The following is an 18805-nucleotide window of genomic DNA, read 5'->3' as shown; positions in this document are numbered from 1 at the left end:
GAAAATATGGATTGGCATGAACGTTTATTACAAATAGATGATTTACCAATTATATTAGAATGGTATAACGACGAAGAATTACATAATATAGCAGATGTGAAATCATTTAAGCGATATACAATTGAAGAGCTTCGGCAGTATTGGACTGAAAAATTGTCGCGGTCTTATGCGAGTTATCATGTAATAGTAGTAGAAGATGAAGTAATAGGGAGAGTCGGATTAAAAAAGAAGAAATATGAAGATGCGTACATGATGGAATACTCTATCCTCATTGGTGTTTCGAATTTATTTTCAAAAGGGCTTGGAGCGGAGATTACAAAGTATTTTATTAGTAAATCATTTTTAGATCCTGATATAGAAGCCGTTGTATTACAAGTTAGGGAAGATAATAAGAGGGCCATTCGTTGTTATGAGAAAGCTGGATTTAAAAAAGAAAAATCGTATATAGAGAATCAAGTTAAGGTGTATGATATGCACAGAGTTAAGAAAGAAGAAACAATATAGAAAAATACACGCAGTTAATTCGGAATATAATGTTAATTCAGGGGGATGAAATACATGAAACATAAAATTGCTTTACTGGCAGATGTGCATGGTAATGCGACTGCTTTAACAGCAGTTATTGAAGATACTATGAAAGAAAGTGTTACTGATTTTTGGTTTTTAGGAGATTTAATTATGCCTGGGCCTGGATCGAATGATCTATTTGAGATGTTAGATAGTATTAATGTTGATACTTATGTTCAAGGAAACTGGGAAGACAGCTTCCTTGATGTGCTTAATAAAAACATTGATATTAATAACGCAACTGATATTTATGTTTCTAGATTAGTTAAGTATCAATGTGAAAATTTAGATGAAAACTATATTAATCGTATTAAAAATTTACCACTACATATAACCAAACGCGTTAATGATTTATCAATCAGTATTAGTCATAATCTACAAAATAAAAATTACGGAGGAGATTTATGGCCCACTAATAATCAGGGAAATTTTGATCAGTTATTTGATCATGATTATGATATTGCGATTTACGCTCATACCCATCATCAATTGTTACGTTATAGTAGTAATGATCAATTAATTATTAATCCAGGAACTATTGGACAACCTTTTTATAAATGGGACAATTTGAATTCTGACCTACGTGCTCAATATGCAATTCTTGAAATTGATGAGGCAGGGATTGCCGAGGTGAGATTTAAAAAAGTTACTTATGATGTAGAAAAGGAATTTAAAAACGCTATTAGTAAAAAGCTTCCTTATATTGATTTATATCGCGAACTGCTCGAGACAGGAAAAACTCATACTCATGATATTGAATTATTGCAAGAGATTAATGATAAATACGATTATAAAGATGAGGTAATTAATTTTATAGAGAAAATCTGATATGGATTTAATAGTATGAAATAAAAATTGTTGAATTCATGATAGGTTACTAATGATGTTTACATAATCAAGAGCTATTGCAAAATGAAACTTAGATGTAAAACGATTTTTATATTTTATGTTGATGTAAAATAAGCATCCCCCTGTTCTACATATATGACAGGGGGATGCTTATTTTTTTACGGTTTCACATCTAAATTTTGTAAAAATAATGTTGCTGTCACGTATCGTTTCGCTAGCATTTGTACATATGCGGTATGTACAGAGAGTGTAGCGATAATAATAGCGTTACGAATTGCTTCGCGTTGTTCGTTATTAATTTGATCGAACTTACTTGCGATGTTATCAGCCTTTTCTTTCACGATATTTTCAATCGTATGAATAGTGTCTGTTGCATTTAGTTGTATGCAATTCCCTTGATTTAGTTCTTCAAATAAAGAGGAATAAGCTACATATAAATGAACAGGGTTAATTAAATCATCACTTCGGTCGGCCGGGTCATTTACGATGAGTCGTAATAGTTTGCGAATAGATTCAAAATCAAGCGCTGTTTTTAAATCTTCGACAATGAATAGTAAGGCTGCTTGTTCGATTGAATATTTCTTCCCTTTTTGAGGGGAGCCAATCATTTCTTTTATATCTCGTTTCACCCAGTTTTGCATAGCAGTTACAGAGAAACTCGTGTTTTCAATCTGATTGCCAAGCGCAACTATTTCATTTAAAGAAAAACCGACATCCGTATCGTCAATCTTAATCAATTTTTCAAAAATAGGTGAAAGTGCGGTTGTAATAAAAGCAGTAACGCTTTGTCCGCTCTCAATATCTTTTTTATGTGACTTTGCCCAAGCTTCTTGTAAAATACCAAGAGGTTTTTTCGTATTCCATCCTCTTAATGATAGAAGGAGCGTTGCCATTTCGTTTCGTGTGAGATGAAATGTTTCCATCTTTTCACCTCCAAAATTATAAAAAGTTCTTATGAACTTATAATATGTTCTGTTTGATTTAAAGTCAATTCCGTTTTTCTTAATTTTTCCTTTGTTATGGAATTATTATCGTAAGTAAATAATACTTGCATATTTCGACAAAAGTTCATATAATAAGTTCATAAGAACCTTTAAAGTGGTTTTAAAACAAATCTATCATTCTGAATTTACTAGAAAGGTAGATTTCACATATATCTATATAAAAGGAGAATGGATATAATATGTTGAAAAAACTTGTAGCAGTAATGACAGCATTCATGGTTATTTTTGGGGCTAGTAGCTTTATGTTCGTAGATCATGCGGCAGCGAAAAGTTACAAATCTGGTAAAAAATCATATACACCAAGTTCTGGTCAAAAATCAAAAGTTGATTTAAACAAAAAAGATTCTAATGTGAATTCACAAAAAACAACACCAGACTCAAAAACAAAAGCAACAAACACAGCGCCAAAAAGTAATAAAGGAAGCTTTATGAAAGGTTTATTACTAGGTGGTCTTGGTGGTTTATTAATGGGTAGCTTATTTGCAAATATGGGAGCTCTTGGTTCTGTATTAGCATTTATGGTAAATATGTTAGTAATGGCTGGTATCGTAATGTTAGCAGTTCGTGCATTTAAATACTTCAAAGACCAACGTAAGAAAAAGGCGGATGAAGTAGCATGGAAACAATAAAAATTTCTGAACAAGAGCTTATAAATGCACTTTGTATATATATCGCTGAAAAAAGACAAGTTGGTCCAGAAGAAGTTTCAGTTGAACTAATGTATGATGATGACTACGGTTTCTCTGCAGAAGTAGAGGTAAATGGTCGCCAGCAAATTTTAATTCAAGCAAACTTAATCGAAGCACTACGCTTACTACTTGATCGAGAATACAACGTCAATTCATTTGCTGCAAGATTGCAACTTGAATTAGATGATAAAGAAGGTATTTACGCATTAGCGAAATTTAATAACGATGAACAATAAAACTGTTAGAGCCTTATGCTCTAACAGTTTTTTATTTTGATTCATATTGTTAGTATGTTTCTTCTTTTAGAATAAAATCCAGTATTTCATGTGTCTTCAATTTAGTATTTGCATCATTTTATCTACCTAATTCAAAGTTGGCTATCCAAATAAAAAAATTTTGACATAAAACGACTTTTATTTATCTATTCGACGAATTGCGACAAATAAATCACAGCTATATTTGATATGATATTTCAGAAATCTTATATTTTATTATTCAAAGCGAGGTAGAAGAATGATGGTTTGAATTTAGTTGAATTTGCTCATAAGTCTTCTGGTAAAAAAAGTATTTATATTAAGAATATTAGAAAATTTCGAAAAAGGAGAACGGAACATGGAAATACAAACTTACAAGTATCCTAGACAAAAGATTAATGGGATGTGGCTAATAATTGCTGGAGCAGCAATGTTTTTACTTTTAATAAAACATAACGGCTATCCAAATGTTTGGCCTTTTATTATTGTTTATACATTAGGAATGATATGGCAATTGAACCCTAAAACTAGGAAGAAATTTGCAGTTGGTTCTGGAACATCAGAACAAAAAAAGTGGGCTAATTTTTCAATGATGCTTTTGGCTATTTTAGTTTTTCTCATTTTTCATTTTGTCGGCGATGATTATAGAAATTACTGGCTATTAATTCTTTTAGCTGTAGGTATTCATTTCTTAATGTTTATTCCCGTACATGGAAAAATGATGTTTTTGCTGTCCGTTATTTTAATATTTAATTCATTCGTAGGATTAATTATTACCAACGTAAATCTAGATGTATTTTTTGTAATAGATGGTTTAGTGAAAATTTTAGTTGGTGTAATTTTTATTAGGTTAAGTCCTATGGATTTTTAAAATACAGTTGATAAATATATTAGAAAAGAAGGCGTAGTATGATATTTTTTATGTTAGCTATTAGTGTAGGATTAATATTTTTTGTTCATTATATAACGAAACAGATGTTTAAATACGAAGTAAATCACTCAAGTTCAAAAAAACGCTTTTTAATAAATCTTTTGCAATTTGTTAGATTTGCACCATTAATTGTATTACTTGTAATATACATACTGGTTTTAATAACTTTGCATACGAAAACAGGTATTCGACTATCTCATGCATGGTATACTGCGCAATTTTGGGCTTATTATACGTTTTTGTATTGTATTTATATGATAACTAGGAAAAAACTGCTTCTGTTTTCCATGGTTATAGCCTTAATAATGGCCATTTATTACACTCCGTTGCTCCACTTTGAAAACCAATTTATAGGATTGTATGTAATTGTCGCTGATGTTTGCGGAATTTTAATGTTTATAAATTTATGGATGTCGATATCGAAAGTTTTAGTCGGAATGAAAAATAGGTAATACTTTTGGTTCCTGTAATTGACGGAACAGAAATACTAGATGTAGTACAAAAATTATAAAAAAGGCGGTGGAAATGAATCCACCGCTTTTTTATATGCTAGTTTTTCACGCTTTCATTTGTTGATTTTCTTCAAATGATTGAAAATCACGCCAAATCTCATTCATCTTCCGTCTACCAATATCAACCATCGGATTAAATTGAATCGCAGCATGATGACGAACGGTGTGGACATTTTGAGTCGCTTGTTGTAAGTGTTTTTCAACCGAATTAGATGTTTTATTAGCTTGTTTTACGATTGAATATCCAGCAACTGTTCCTTGCGCCATCGCGATTTTTCCGCTTTCAATGCCCGTAATATTTCCAGCAACAAATAAACCTGGAAGAGAGGTTTCCATTTCTTCTGAATGAAGCGGGACATGCCCGCCAAGTTCAGGAATGTAATGGAAAGGGCATCCCGCTACAGCGGCAAGTTCAGCAAGAGGGTATAAACCTCCGGCAATGCAAACAAAATCTGCCTCATATATCTTTTCTGATCCGTTAATAATATTCCCTTTAGAGTCAATGTTAGCAACACGTACACCCTCTACTTGATCTGTACCGATAATTTCAAGTGCAGCTTTACGAAGATGAAGCGGCGTCCCGTTTATTTTCATGCCGCTATTTGGATAAAATGTTAATCCTGCTTTTCGAATCCAATCATATTTCATAAAACGGCTACCTATACGTAAAATAGCAGATGGGGCGAGATGAGCCGCATTTAAGAGTGAGTTTAAAACTTCTTCTGGTTCACCGGCCTTATGGCTTAACTCGCTTTTTTCAGGGAGTACAATATGATCCACTGTGATTCCAGCTAATTGAAGTTCATTTAAAATGGCGAATGACAAAATATTAGCACCGATAATGATTCCTTTTTTACCAACTTGAACCCGGTGAACATTTGTCATAACTTGAGCCGCTCCAATTGACATAACTCCTGGAAGTGTCCAGCCAGGTAGGGGAATAGAATACTCCGCAGCCCCAGTAGCAATAAGTACAAACGGTGCTTCTAGCGTACCGATATTTGTATGTACAAACCAACAACTTTCATCTTTATCTAAATTATAGACGGAAACACCGCACCGGATATCGACTGAAAGCGATTTTGCTTCTTCGTGAAGGCGTTTTGATTCTTCTATTCCGTTCCACCATTCGCCAGTAGGCTCTTGATGTAACTGTCCTAACAGTCTCCCGCCAGGTTTCATAAATTCATCAATAACAAGTACGTTAAGTCCAAAACGTGCACAAGAGATGGAAGCTGATAATCCTGCTGGCCCTGCACCAATTATAATTACATCGATCATCGCTTTTTCACCATCTCTCTCACGATATTTGGATGCTGTTTTCCGCTTTCAACAATCATATCGTTTTCTACAACTGTTAAGCATGCTCGTACATTCGTTTGATTGTTTACAGTCACTCGGCATTCAGAACAATGCCCGATATTACAATAAATACCTCGCGGCGTCCCGCTATCTTCATGGACCCTTAACGTTCTTATTCCATTTGCAAGCAGAGCAGCTGCTATTGTTTCATGTTCATACGCTTCGTATTCTTGACTGTTAAATTGAAAAGTGATGCGCTGACTAGTATATAAACTACCTAAAATAGGGTGATTTGTAATTCTACTCATTGATTTTCACCTACCGCTCCAAAAGTAACTGCGCGCACTGGTGGTTGATATTTCAATGGAATTTCATTTTGAGACAGGTTAGGATTCGCACTTTCTACCATTCGTTCTATCGTCATTCTACATGTTCTTCCGCCGCAAAATCCCATACCAGCACGCGTTCTTAGTTTTAACTCGCGAGCTGAGCAATTATATTCAGCGATTGTCGATTGAAGTTGTCCGTATGTAACTTCTTCACAACGACAAACAATTAAGTTCTCTTTATTCGTCATATGTATTCCTCCTCTAGTTCGGTTTGCACAAATTATGATGCAAAAACTATGCCAATATAGAGGAGGGGAGGGAGTTATCCCGCTATTTGCTGGGCAGTAAGACCTCACCTCAAAATTCAGTGAAAGCAAAGAAGTTAGGTGGGGGTCGGGCTGCCCGTAAAAGCCCGATTGGTGAGGGCTAATAATCAAGTGGGGATGAACAAAACCCCCACTGATTAAAGTTTCACTTTATTGTAACCCAAGCCTTTTTAAACGGTTATATAAAGTAGCCCTCGTTACGCCAAGTTGTTTCGCACATTCTAATTTATTATCATTTAAAATGCGTAAAGCTCTTTCAATGACCTTTTTCTCATGCTCATCCATCTCTTCTTGTAAAGGGAGAATGGTGTTGTTGCTGAGTAAAAGGGAATGAGACGTTTCGTTCTCTGAAGTATCATTTGTATGAAATGGTAAATAGTCTTGTTTTATAACACCATCCGTCGCAAATACGACGAGTCTTTCAACTACGTTACGGAGCTCGCGAATATTCCCTGGCCAATTGTAATGAAGTAGCTCATGCATAATGCTTGAAGGTAAGTCGCGAATTGGTCTGTTATAGGTAATTGAAAAATCGTTTAAGAAGGAGTAGGTTAATTCGATAATATCCTCTCGTCTTTCGCGCAGTGGCGGAATGTGCAAGCTAACTACATTTAAGCGATAGTATAAATCTTCTCGAAATGTTCCTTTTCTCATTTCTTCTTGTAAATCACGATTTGTAGCAGCGATAATGCGGAAATCAATATGTATTTCTTTTTCTCCACCAACTCGGTAATACTTTCGTTCTTGCAGTACACGTAAAAGTTTCACCTGCATATCGAGCGGCATTTCTCCTATTTCATCGAGAAATAAAGTACCACCTTGTGCAAGCTCGATTTTACCTTTCTTACCTTTACTGTTTGCACCAGAAAAGGCTCCACGTTCGTACCCGAATAACTCACTTTCAAATAATGCTTCTGGGATTGCGCCGCAGTTGATAGAAATGAAAGGGGCATTTACTGTCTCGCTTGCTTCATGAATTGCTTTCGCAAACACTTCTTTTCCAACACCGCTTTCGCCGAGAATTAAAACAGTTGATTTCACTGAACAAACCTTTCTAGCTAATTGAATCGTCCTTTGTATAATAGGGCTTTTTCCATTCATCGCAAGGAAAGGATCGGATGTATCTTTATATTTTGCTACTTCTTGTTCCAAGCGATGTACTTCATGCGACATATTAAATAATTTCTCATTCAATACAACTTGATTTGTAACATCCGTTTCAGAAACGACTGCTCCTATAATTTCATCGTTACAATAAACAGGATTTGAATTAATTAATACGAATAAATCCGGACGAGGCTGATGGAACTGAGCTATTATGCTTTTTCCGCCATGTAATGATTGTAAAATTTCTAAATCTTTATAATCAAAAAAACGAGTGATTGGTTGTCCAATAATTTCGTTATATTTGACTGAAAAGATTTTTTCAGCGCCATCTGTCCACGTACGAACGCATTCTTTCTCATCAATAACTGTCACAGAAGAATCAGTCGTTTGAATGACAGTTTTATAAAAAGCTAGCAAATCATTGTAAGACTTATTAAGAAACGGAATCATTTGTTGAGCAGTTACACAGCATATAGGCTTTAGATTTTCGTTCACAATTACGACCGCTGAATAGCTAGAAAAGGCTTCGATTAAAGCAGTGAAAGAGTCATTTTCATATATAACTGCGCAACTCCATTCTTCGGTAGATGAATGAATGTAATAAAATTTTTCACCTACCTGTTTCATTCGCTTAAACATACTTGTACGATCGATTGACAAAATTTTTATAAACTCTTTTATTGTTGGAAATGAAAATGCCATATTGTCCTCCTGTTATGTATAAAAATTTAGACAGTGATAAAAAAATAATACACCTATTTACGATAAATTTAAAATATTTTTACAAATAAAAATAATTTTATATAAATACTTCTGTATGTAGAGTTGGCACACCAATTGCATAAATAGAAAGTGAGAGATTTAGGAGAAAGGAGGATGCTATATGAGGCACTGTGACGTTTTAATAATAGGTGGCGGTATAATTGGCTGTTCGATTGCTTATTACACTTCGAAATACGGAAGAGATGTAACAATCATTGAAAAAGGGGAATTCGTTAGTGGGACGTCTTCACGGTGTGACGGGAACATTTTAGCTATTGATAAAGACCCGGGGTTTGATAGTCAAATGTCGTTAGTAAGTCAAAAATTAGTAACTGATTTAAGTGAAGAGTTGGAGCACTCATTTGAATATAGGGCACCTGGAAGCATTCTCGTTTGTGAATCAGACGAAGAGATGGAGGCAGCGCAGCAATGGGTGAATCGTCAAAAAGAAGTGGGCTTACCGTTTCGAATGCTTGATAGGCAAGATATAAGAGAGGAATCACCATTTTTTGCGGATGATTTATTAGGCGGTTTAGAATGCGCAACTGATTCGACTGTAAATCCATATCTTCTTGCTTTTTCCCTACTTGCAGAATCGAAGAAATTTGGTACGAAAGTTTTTAATCATACAGAAGTAAAAGAAATGAAAAGAGATATAGATGGTTCCTTTATTGTAGAAACAACAAATGGGACGTTTACTGCGAAGCAAGTAGTGAACGCAGCCGGTGTGTGGGCTCCTAAAATTGGACAGATGTTAGATGTGAATATCCCAATTGAACCGAGAAAGGGACATATTATTGTAGCTTCAAGGCAACAACACGTAGGTTGCCGTAAAGTAATGGAATTTGGTTATTTAATTTCTAAGTTTGGTGGAAAACGAAAAGTGGATGCTTTAACTGAGAAGTACGGGGTAGCTCTTGTATTTGAGCCAACAGAAAGCCAAAATTTTTTAATTGGTAGTAGTAGAGAGTTTGTAGGGTTTCATACGAGGATAAATAACGAGGTTATTAAATGTATTGCAAACAGAGCAATTCGTTTTTATCCGAAAATGGCAGATATGATGGTGATTCGTTCATATGCTGGTTTACGCCCGTGGACAGAAGATCATTTGCCGATCATTTCACGAGTGGAACATATTCCGAATTATTTTATTGCAGCAGGACATGAAGGTGATGGAATTAGTCTGGCAGCAGTTACTGGGAAAGTGATTGAAGAGTTATTAAATGAAAAAGAAACAATCATTCCTATTGAACCACTTCGTTTGAGTCGTTTTACAGAAAGGGTGTTAAACGGATGAGGTCACAAAGAGTCTTTACGACGATTGATACACATACGGGCGGGAATCCAACGAGGACATTAATTAGCGGACTTCCTAAGTTAATTGGAGAGACGATGGCAGAGAAGATGTTACATATGAAAAAGGAGTATGACTGGATTCGGAAATTATTAATGAATGAGCCACGTGGTCATGATGTAATGTCAGGAGCGCTATTAACAGATCCGTGTCATCCTGAAGCTGATATAGGTGTTATATACATAGAGACAGGCGGATATTTACCGATGTGTGGCCACGATACAATCGGTGTATGTACAGCTTTAATTGAATCAGGTTTAATTCCAGTAGTTGAACCGATTACTTCTTTAAAGCTAGATACACCAGCTGGCTTAGTTGAAGTGGAAATTACTGTTCAAAATGGAAAGGCGAAAGAAGTTTCATTCTGTAACATACCAGCTTTTTTACTGAAAAATATTTCTGTACACGTCGAAGAAATTGGAACTGTAGAGGCTGATATTGCGTATGGGGGAAATTTTTATGCCATTATTGATGCGAAGTCAGTAGGCTTAGAGTTGGTACCAGAAAACGCATCTACAATCATTGATAAGGCTATTCATATTAGAAATACAATTAATGAGAAGTTTGAAGTTATTCATCCAGAGTATTCGTTTATAAGAGGATTAACACATGTTGAATTTTATACAGATCCTACTCATGAAAGTGCGCATGTGAAAAATACAGTTGTTGTTCCGCCAGGAGGAATTGATCGATCTCCATGTGGTACAGGAACATCAGCGAAGTTAGCTGTATTATACGCTCATAAAAAAATTGATATCGATGAAGAATTTGTTCATGAGAGTATTGTAGGTTCTTTATTTAAAGGGTGTGTTATGAATACAACATATGTAGAAAATATTGAAGCTGTAGTAACGAAAATTACGGGATCAGCTTGGCTTATGGGCATGCATAGATTTTTTTATAATGAAAAGGATCCACTTAAAGAAGGCTTTTTGCTAATTCCGCCGATGGAACATGAAACGGAGGATGTAAAATGAACATTCAAAAAATGTATACAGCAGTAGACGTACATGTAAATGGCGAGGCATTTCGTGTAATGAAAGACGTACCATGCAAATACTACTACAGTTTGGAGCAATTAAACGAACAATTTTCAGGTGAATTAGCAGAGGAAATGAAGCTTTTATTAAATGAACCACGTGGTTTTATTGGTTTAAATGGATGCGTTGTCGTTCCTTCTATTCATAATGAAGTGGATGCAGCGGTATTGTTTTTTAATCATGAAGGATCCATTCCTCTTCATTACGGAGGCATTGTCGCAGTAATAACGATGTTACTAGAAAGCGGGTATTTAAAAAAGAGAGAGTCCAATCAATACAAAATCGAAACGCTATCTGGCATATTTTCAGTCGATGCATATGTAGAGGATGATGAAGTTATATCTGTCTCGTTTGAAAGCAAACTATGCTATATGATTGAGGAAAATTTAAAGGTTGGTAATATAAGTTACTCTCTCATACAAGCAGATAAAGTATATGCAGTTGTAGAAAAGGGTGCATATTCGCCAGAAATTTATATTGAAAACATTTCTGAATTAAAAAAATGGGGAGAAGCTACACTTCAAGCTATACAAAAACAGTCACTTATAAAAAGACTTATTTTAGTAGATTCTACGCAAAAAGAAAAGAACCATATAAAGTCGATTACATTTCATGAAGATAACTTTATAGTACGTTCGCCAGGTTTTGTTTCTACTATTGTGTCCTATGTTCATGCTTTATTTAAAAATGATTATATAACGGATAAACCTTTTAAAAACGAAAGTATATTTAATAGTTTTATAACAGTAGAAAAAGTGAAGAAAGAAGAACAAGGATACATTTTCCGATTTGAAAGTAGAGGGTTTATTACAGGAATGCAGACGTTTCTATTAGACCCTACAGATCCGTTTCAAACAGGTTTCTTATTAAAATAAAATATTAAAGGGAGAGATAAAGATGCAAAAAATTAAAGGGGCATTTCCAGTATTAATAACACCGATGGATGAATTTCAAGAGATTGATTGGAAAGGTGTAAAACAAAACGTCAACTACTTTATTGAGCAAAAAGTAGCTGGAATTATTATTAATGGAAGTACAGGAGAATTTGTTAGTTTATCAAAAGAAGAACGATTTAACATGGTAGAAACTGTATTGAAAGAAGTTGATGGCCGTATTCCAGTCATTGTTGGAACTGCAGCAGAAACGACGAAAGAAACGATTGAATATACAAAACATGCAGAGGCGCACGGAGCGGATTGTGCATTAATTATAAACTCTTACTATTGTAAACCGAAGGAAGAGGAAATCTATTTTCATTTTAAGGAAATCTCAAACGCTGTAAATATACCAATTATGTTATACAATAATCCGTTTACATCTGGTGTTGATATGAGTACAGACCTCATGTTACGTATTGGAAAAGAATGTGAAAATGTTACACATATTAAAGAATCTAGCGGAGATATTCGAAAAGCAAGAGATTTAGTAAGACAAGGCGAAGGTGCTTTTCAAGTTTTCTGCGGATCTGAAGATTTAGTTATGGAATCTTATTTAGTTGGTGCGACGGGATGGGTTTCAGTAGCAGGAAATATCGTACCGGGACTTGTTACGAAAATGTATGAGCATTTCCAAAATGGTGAATTAGAAAAAGCTTGGGAAATAAACGATGCGATTTTACCTCTTTGTGAGTTTCTTGAAGGATCAGGAAAATATGTACAAATCGTTAAACGCTCAATGGAATTACATGGGCAAGTCGGAGGACCTTCACGTTATCCGAGATTAGGGTTAACTGAAGAAGAAGATCAAAAACTTCAAACGATTTTATCCCGCATAAACGGGCAGTATGACTCCCGCCTCGAAATGCGGTAGATGCAAGGAAGTTAGGTGGGAGTCGGACTGCCCGTAAAAGTCCGATTGGTTCAACTAATAATCCGCGGGGAAAAAACCCCCACTGATTAAAGTTTCACTTTATCAGAAATTGCAGCTCATGCAGCTGTTTAAATAAGGAGGAGAGCATATATGTTAACGACAAACATTGAACTGAAACCAAAAGTGAAAGCGTTTTTAAATGAAGAAGTTAAAATGTTTATTAATGGTGAATTTGTTCCTTCAATAAGTGGAAAGACGTTCGAAACGTACAATCCAGCAACAGAAGATGTTCTGGCTGTCGTATGTGAAGCACAAGAAGAAGATATCGATGTTGCGGTAAAAGCGGCAAGACTTGCTTTTGAAACCGGTCCTTGGGCGGAAATGACTACTGCTGAAAGAGCGCATCTTATTTATAAATTAGCAGATTTAATTGAAGAGCATAGAGAAGAATTAGCACAGCTAGAAGCTTTAGATAATGGAAAACCGTATCAAGTAGCACTTGATGATGATATTTCAGCGACTGTAGAAAATTATCGCTATTACGCGGGATGGGCTACAAAAATTATTGGGCAAACAATTCCGATTTCAAAAGATTACTTAAACTACACACGCCATGAACCGGTTGGCGTTGTAGGCCAAATTATTCCGTGGAATTTTCCACTTGTAATGTCTTCTTGGAAAATGGGAGCGGCACTTGCAACAGGTTGTACGATTGTATTAAAACCAGCAGAGCAAACACCTTTATCTTTACTATATACAGCGAAGCTTTTTAAGGAGGCTGGTTTTCCAAATGGTGTTGTAAACTTTGTGCCAGGTTTCGGCCAAGAAGCAGGAGCGGCAATTGTAAACCATCATGATATTGATAAAGTAGCTTTCACAGGTTCAACAGTTACGGGGAAATATATTATGCGACAATCTGCAGAAACAATTAAACATGTAACGTTAGAACTTGGTGGTAAGTCACCAAATATCATTTTAGAAGACGCTGATTTGGAAGAAGCGATTAATGGTGCATTCCAAGGTATTATGTATAATCACGGTCAAAATTGTAGTGCAGGATCTCGGGTCTTCGTTCATCGAAAGCATTATGAAACAGTCGTAAATGAACTTGTAAAAATGGCAAATGAAGTGAAGCTTGGAGCGGGTATGGAGAAGGATACTGAAATGGGTCCACTCGTATCTAAAAAACAACAAGAGCGTGTGCTAAATTACATTGAACAAGGAAGAGCTGAAGGTGCTACTGTTGCAGCCGGCGGTGAACGCGCATTTGAAAAAGGTTATTTTGTACAGCCAACAGTATTCACAAATGTTACAGACGATATGACAATTGTTAAGGAAGAAATTTTTGGACCAGTTGTCGTTGTACTTCCATTTGATTCAACAGAAGAAGTAATTGAAAGAGCAAACCGCTCTTCATATGGACTTGCTGCGGGTGTATGGACACAAAATATTAAAACAGGGCATCAAGTTGCCAATAAATTAAAGGCAGGAACAGTGTGGATTAATGATTATAACCTAGAAAATGCTGCTGCGCCATTTGGTGGATATAAGCAATCAGGTATCGGACGTGAATTAGGTTCATATGCACTTGATAATTATACAGAAGTGAAAAGTGTTTGGGTAAATATTAAGTGAAAAGCTAGTCTGTGGAAGTCTGGCAGACGATTAATAGTGAGAAGATAAAAGAATGATGAAATAGTAAGAGAAGCGGACAACTGGAATGTGTGATAAAGGTTGTCCGTTTTCTTATATATAAAATTACTTTTTCAAAAGAATGATAAGGGGGATTTGGATGGAGAAGTTAGTAGAATGGTTAGTAGGGCAAGTGTGGAGTATTGGTTTAGTTGTTTTCGCATTAGGGGCAGGAGTGTATTTCACCATTGCGACTCGTTTTTTACAGATTCGTTATTTTAAAGAGATGATTAAGCTACTTTTTGAAGGGAAAAGTTCAGAGACTGGAATATCATCCTTCCAAGCATTTTGTTTGGCTCTATCAGGAAGGGTTGGAATAGGGAATATCGCGGGGGTCGCGACAGCTATCGCTTTCGGTGGACCTGGAGCTGTATTTTGGATGTGGATGATGGCTCTATTAGGAGCAGCTAGCGCATTTGTTGAATCAACATTAGCACAAGTATATAAAAGTAAAGTAGGAAATGAATATCGCGGTGGTACACCATATTTCATTGAGAAAGGTTTGAAAATGAAATGGTTTGCAGTCATTGTAGCGGTAGTTGTAACACTTTCATACGGCGTTTTATTACCAGGTATTCAATCGAGTAGTATCGCTGTTGGATTTGAAAATTCTAACGGTATTAGTAAATATGTAACGGGTATATTTTTAGTTGTGTTACTAGCGGCGATTATTTTTGGTGGAGTAAAAAGAATTGCTGGTGTGTCACAAATGTTAGTACCTTTTATGGCAATTGGCTATGTAATTGTTACATGCATCATTTTAATTGCAAATATAACAGAAATTCCAAGTATGTTCGCTTTAATTTTCTCAAGTGCATTTGGTGTAAATGAAATGTTTGGCGGTATCGTCGGTGCAGCTATTGCTTGGGGTGTAAAGCGAGCAGTATTTTCAAACGTTGCTGGTGTAGGAGAAGCAACATATAGTTCTGCAGCTGCTGAAGTATCGCATCCTGCAAAACAAGGGTTAGTTCAAGCGTTTTCTGTATATATCGATACAATTGTAGTATGTACAGCGACAGCTCTCATGATTTTAATAACAGGTATGTATAATGTTATACCTGAAGGGAAAAGCGCTATTGTACAAAATATAGGGAATGTGGAAGCTGGTCCAATTTATACACAACAAGCAGTTGAAACTGTTATGACTGGATTTGGTCCAATATTTATTTCAATCGCAATCTTCTTCTTCGCATTTACAACTTTACTAGCTTACTACTATATCGCTGAAACGACGCTTACTTATTTAGATCGTGGGCTCAAATATAGCTGGTTAAAACCATTATTAAAAATTGGATTTTTAATAATGGTATACATCGGTAGTGTAGAATCAGCTTCGTTTTTATGGAACCTTGGAGATTTAGGAATTGGTAGTATGGCATGGTTAAACCTTATAGCAATCCTATTGTTAAGCAAAACTGCATTAAAAGTGTTAAAAGACTATGAAACGCAGAAAAAAGAAGGGAAAGATCCGGTTTTTGATCCTAAAAAAGTAGGAATTGAAGGTTTAACGATTTGGGAAGAGCGGAGTAAAGAGGTTGAAAGGAAAAGTTCTAAAGAAAAAGTATCGGCGGATGATAGTGTTAAATTTTAAACATGCAAATTCTAGAATGAAAAAACTGAAAATTCACTCTTTAATTGAGGTTATCTATGGTTTTTTTTGACCTTAAACAAAAGGTTGTATTGATCTTAGTAAAGGGGTATTAGAAGTTTGTTATGTCTCAGTTGTAATTTCTGGAGAACTAAAATGTGCTGAGAGCGGATTCTAATGCAAGTGTGTATGGTGGAATTGAAAAGTCAAAGTCATTAAACGTGAGAAAGCTCTCCTTAAAATAAGCTTGTAAGGAGAGCTTTTTATTTTAGCCTAATTTTTTTGAAAGAGTTTTAATTGTTTCATATAATCGAGAGCTTTTGTTTTATTCCTCTGTTTAAAAACATATTGTGCCTCATTTACATCTCTATAATAACTATTAACTACTTTTTCAGAAAGTGTACCGTCAGAGATGGCTTTTTTAACCGCGCAGTGTGGCTCATTTGTATGCGAACAGTTAGAAAATTTACATTTCCTAGAGATAAGAACTATATCTTCATATCCAATATTTAAGTTACCTTCATGATTTATTAAGTCAAATCCTATTTTACTAATAAGTAATCCCTCCACTTTTAAATGAGTTTTTTAGAAGCATACTTACAAATTGTATCGTTTTTAAGTTATGTTTATTTTAATATTCTGTATTCTTATAAATTGATTTCTCTACATCAGGGAGAAGAGTGTATATGCTCTTCCCAATTAAAGATTCTAATTCATTCTTAATTGTATAGAATCCTTTCCAATGTAAAGAGGTATGAGAGGTTGTGCCATGACGTAAACCAACAGAAACCAATCTTCTTTCAAGCGTAGTAAAACCATCCGCATCAGCGAGAGCGTCGCAAAGAGTAATTACTTTATTGTATAAGTCATAGTCACTATTCTCATTCAATATTTCAATTAACCGGCTTTCCATATAATCGGGAACAAGGCTCCACTCTGCTGCGATATCTATATGCTCATTTTTGCAAGGAAATGAATGCGTCACACATATAACGGCGTTTCCTGTATACCCTAAATCATTCATATACATGTAACCATCATAGGAATGAATAACAGATTTAGTAAAACCTTTATATCTTCCTATATCATGCAGGAGAGCGGCATTGTATGCTATGTCAACATCTAAGTCATACCCATTTTTTATAAGTTCTACAATTATTTTTTCAGTTGCATCGGCAACATTAATTGAATGTTCGAACCAAGGACCTGGGTTTTGTTCATATGCCCAATCCAGTAATTCTTTTGCGTATTTCCTTTCTAATATATATTTCATATAGTGATCCTTTCTCTAAAAAAATCGTATCTTAATTAATTTCATCTTAATATTTAATTATTCCTGCTATAAAAATTGTTAAAATAAAAACAAAAGGGGGAAAAGTAATGCGAAATTTAGTAATTGAAGAAATGAAGCAACTAGAAAATGATATTGAAGAGCTTTCTAAACTTTTGAAAAATGTAGTAGATGATGGGGCGTCAATTGGTTTTTTATCTCCACTGGAACAAAAAGAAGCAACAAATTATTGGCAAACTGTATTAGCACCAGAAGTGATATTGTATGTTGCTAAAATAAACAATGAAATGGCAGGAAGTGTTCAATTACATTTAGTTACAAAGCCTAACGGGACCCATAGAGCTGAGATTTGCAAGTTAATGACTCACCCGAATTTTAGACGAAATGGTATTGGGCGTTTACTTATGCAAAAAGCAGAAGAACGGGCAAAGCAAGAAAATAGGTCTCTTTTAGTTTTAGATACTAGAGAAGGAGACCCTTCTAATAGATTGTATAAGTCATTAGATTATCAAGAATCCGGCAGAATACCGGGGTATGCAATTTCTCCGAATGGTGAGTTAGATGCAACGGTTATTTATTATAAAATGATGTAGTTTTTTATTTAAAAAGAGAGATATATTCAAACGACAAATTTGTTGTTACGTCTGAGTGTTGATTTGTAAAAAAGATTGATCCCCCCTGTATAATAGGGTTTTTCTTTTCATTCTTTAACTTCATATTGAATGTTCAATTTGAGGGCCAGTTTGTATAAGGTTTTAACAGGCTTTTATGAGGTATTATTTAAATAGGAATTTTGAAGTCTTTTGGTGAATATTTAATGTTAATCTAAAAGATGGAGGTTGCTGTGATGTTGAAACTGTTTCAATATAACTGGCAAGTTCGTGATGATTGGTTTACATGGTGCGAAGACATATCGGCTGAAGAACTAGTAAAGAAACGGGTCGGTGGGTTCGGCAGTATACTACATACCTTATTTCATATTGTAGATGTGGAATATATGTGGATCTTAGGGTTGCGCGGTGAATCAGTCCCTGAGGAGCCATTGTTTGAAGAGTATGCCAGCTTACAAAAAGTGAGAAATCTTTCAGCTCAATACCACGAGAAAGTGAAGCCATTTGTGACCTCTTGGACAAATGAAATGGACTCTCGGAAACTTTCAAAAGCTGACTTCAACGAAGAGCCGATTAGCTCAAGAGACGCACCAATTAGGCGCCGGGTCATCGAATGTACACACGGAGAGTTAATACGTCATGTCATTGTCCACGAAATCCACCATATCGGCCAGTTATCTATATGGGCGCGTGAGGTAGGAAAGGAGCCAGTTTCCGCAAACCTGAGAGGGAGAGGGCTATTTGGTAACTAGACTACCTTTGCCAATTTCGTAATTGTACGCTTTAAT

General features: G+C 35.3%; 21 protein-coding genes. 14 read left to right on the top strand and 7 right to left on the bottom strand.

From position 1 onward, the window contains the following. Positions 1 to 6: 6 nt before the first annotated feature. Together KPL75_RS00740 and KPL75_RS00735 are read left to right on the top strand one after the other, a co-directional pair. On the top strand, positions 7 to 504 hold the full coding sequence (locus KPL75_RS00740; protein ID WP_219918995.1) for a GNAT family N-acetyltransferase: 498 nt from the start codon (positions 7 to 9) through the stop codon (positions 502 to 504). 54 nt (positions 505 to 558) lie between these two features. After that, positions 559 to 1395, top strand: a complete 837-nt coding sequence (locus KPL75_RS00735) for a metallophosphoesterase family protein (protein ID WP_219918994.1) — start codon at positions 559 to 561, stop codon at positions 1393 to 1395. A 179-nt stretch (positions 1396 to 1574) separates the two neighbouring features. Here KPL75_RS00735 and KPL75_RS00730 read toward each other — a convergent pair whose 3' ends face one another. After that, a complete protein-coding gene (locus KPL75_RS00730; protein ID WP_002147318.1) occupies positions 1575 to 2339 on the bottom strand; it encodes a DUF1836 domain-containing protein in 765 nt (254 codons plus the stop codon). Between the two features lie 260 nt (positions 2340 to 2599). Here KPL75_RS00730 and KPL75_RS00725 point away from each other — a divergent pair, with 260 nt between their 5' ends. From KPL75_RS00725 to KPL75_RS27300, 4 genes are all read left to right on the top strand, one after another. Next, positions 2600 to 3049, top strand: coding sequence for a hypothetical protein (locus tag KPL75_RS00725; protein ID WP_000914483.1), 450 nt, complete (start codon positions 2600 to 2602; stop codon positions 3047 to 3049). Next, the gene (locus KPL75_RS00720; protein WP_219918993.1) at positions 3037 to 3345 is read left to right on the top strand and encodes a YxcD family protein; all 309 of its coding nucleotides are present in this window, start codon (positions 3037 to 3039) and stop codon (positions 3343 to 3345) included. The genes KPL75_RS00725 and KPL75_RS00720 overlap by 13 nt, the downstream gene beginning before the upstream one ends. 376 nt (positions 3346 to 3721) lie before the next feature. Beyond that, the gene (locus KPL75_RS00715) at positions 3722 to 4234 is read left to right on the top strand and encodes a DUF6609 family protein (protein ID WP_219918992.1); all 513 of its coding nucleotides are present in this window, start codon (positions 3722 to 3724) and stop codon (positions 4232 to 4234) included. A gap of 38 nt (positions 4235 to 4272) precedes the next feature. Next, complete coding sequence (locus KPL75_RS27300; RefSeq protein WP_258237001.1) at positions 4273 to 4746, top strand: hypothetical protein; 474 nt, start codon at positions 4273 to 4275, stop codon at positions 4744 to 4746. A gap of 105 nt (positions 4747 to 4851) precedes the next feature. On the opposite strand, the gene KPL75_RS00710 is transcribed toward KPL75_RS27300, so the two are convergent. The 4 genes from KPL75_RS00710 to KPL75_RS00695 form a co-directional block, all read right to left on the bottom strand. Next, entirely contained in the window at positions 4852 to 6087 is a 1236-nt protein-coding gene (locus KPL75_RS00710; RefSeq protein ID WP_219918991.1) for an NAD(P)/FAD-dependent oxidoreductase, read from the bottom strand. Beyond that, positions 6084 to 6416: a (2Fe-2S)-binding protein gene (locus KPL75_RS00705; protein WP_219918990.1), complete on the bottom strand. Its 333-nt coding sequence runs from the start codon at positions 6414 to 6416 to the stop codon at positions 6084 to 6086. The genes KPL75_RS00710 and KPL75_RS00705 overlap by 4 nt, the downstream gene beginning before the upstream one ends. After that, positions 6413 to 6685: a (2Fe-2S)-binding protein gene (locus KPL75_RS00700; protein ID WP_219918989.1), complete on the bottom strand. Its 273-nt coding sequence runs from the start codon at positions 6683 to 6685 to the stop codon at positions 6413 to 6415. The genes KPL75_RS00705 and KPL75_RS00700 overlap by 4 nt, the downstream gene beginning before the upstream one ends. 228 nt (positions 6686 to 6913) lie before the next feature. Next, positions 6914 to 8572 (bottom strand): sigma-54 interaction domain-containing protein, encoded by a 1659-nt coding sequence (locus tag KPL75_RS00695; RefSeq protein ID WP_219918988.1) that lies wholly within the window; start codon positions 8570 to 8572, stop codon positions 6914 to 6916. A gap of 181 nt (positions 8573 to 8753) precedes the next feature. Between KPL75_RS00695 and KPL75_RS00690 the strand changes: the two genes are divergently transcribed. The 6 genes from KPL75_RS00690 (at position 8754) to KPL75_RS00665 (ending at position 16118) form a co-directional block, all read left to right on the top strand. After that, positions 8754 to 9929, top strand: a complete 1176-nt coding sequence (locus KPL75_RS00690; protein WP_219918987.1) for an NAD(P)/FAD-dependent oxidoreductase — start codon at positions 8754 to 8756, stop codon at positions 9927 to 9929. Then, positions 9926 to 10963 carry a proline racemase family protein gene (locus tag KPL75_RS00685; protein ID WP_219918986.1) on the top strand — a complete coding sequence of 346 codons (1038 nt, stop codon included), beginning with the start codon at positions 9926 to 9928 and terminating at the stop codon, positions 10961 to 10963. Before KPL75_RS00690 ends, KPL75_RS00685 begins: the two co-directional genes overlap by 4 nt. Continuing rightward, a complete protein-coding gene (locus KPL75_RS00680) occupies positions 10960 to 11901 on the top strand; it encodes a proline racemase family protein (RefSeq protein ID WP_219918985.1) in 942 nt (313 codons plus the stop codon). The genes KPL75_RS00685 and KPL75_RS00680 overlap by 4 nt, the downstream gene beginning before the upstream one ends. Positions 11902 to 11923: 22 nt before the next feature. Beyond that, entirely contained in the window at positions 11924 to 12835 is a 912-nt protein-coding gene (gene dapA, locus KPL75_RS00675; RefSeq protein ID WP_219918984.1) for a 4-hydroxy-tetrahydrodipicolinate synthase, read from the top strand. A gap of 150 nt (positions 12836 to 12985) precedes the next feature. Beyond that, entirely contained in the window at positions 12986 to 14470 is a 1485-nt protein-coding gene (locus tag KPL75_RS00670; protein WP_219918983.1) for an aldehyde dehydrogenase family protein, read from the top strand. A gap of 157 nt (positions 14471 to 14627) precedes the next feature. After that, positions 14628 to 16118 carry an alanine/glycine:cation symporter family protein gene (locus KPL75_RS00665; RefSeq protein WP_219918982.1) on the top strand — a complete coding sequence of 497 codons (1491 nt, stop codon included), beginning with the start codon at positions 14628 to 14630 and terminating at the stop codon, positions 16116 to 16118. A gap of 270 nt (positions 16119 to 16388) precedes the next feature. Here the strand turns inward: KPL75_RS00665 and KPL75_RS00660 are convergent, their stop codons facing one another. Both KPL75_RS00660 and KPL75_RS00655 read right to left on the bottom strand, forming a co-directional pair. After that, positions 16389 to 16685 carry a ribosome small subunit-dependent GTPase A gene (locus KPL75_RS00660; protein WP_219918981.1) on the bottom strand — a complete coding sequence of 99 codons (297 nt, stop codon included), beginning with the start codon at positions 16683 to 16685 and terminating at the stop codon, positions 16389 to 16391. Between the two features lie 61 nt (positions 16686 to 16746). Then, positions 16747 to 17388, bottom strand: a complete 642-nt coding sequence (locus tag KPL75_RS00655) for an HD domain-containing protein (RefSeq protein WP_219918980.1) — start codon at positions 17386 to 17388, stop codon at positions 16747 to 16749. A 107-nt stretch (positions 17389 to 17495) separates the two neighbouring features. Here KPL75_RS00655 and KPL75_RS00650 point away from each other — a divergent pair, with 107 nt between their 5' ends. Both KPL75_RS00650 and KPL75_RS00645 read left to right on the top strand, forming a co-directional pair. Then, complete coding sequence (locus KPL75_RS00650; protein WP_219918979.1) at positions 17496 to 17999, top strand: GNAT family N-acetyltransferase; 504 nt, start codon at positions 17496 to 17498, stop codon at positions 17997 to 17999. Positions 18000 to 18253: 254 nt separating this feature from the next. Continuing rightward, positions 18254 to 18769, top strand: a complete 516-nt coding sequence (locus KPL75_RS00645; protein ID WP_219918978.1) for a DinB family protein — start codon at positions 18254 to 18256, stop codon at positions 18767 to 18769. The last annotated feature ends 36 nt before the right edge of the window (positions 18770 to 18805 follow it).

Origin of the sequence: Bacillus sp. NP247, assembly GCF_018966865.1 — a bacterium.
Classification (GTDB): Bacteria; Bacillota; Bacilli; order Bacillales; family Bacillaceae_G; genus Bacillus_A.
This window is presented reverse-complemented; position numbering and strand designations above follow the sequence as displayed.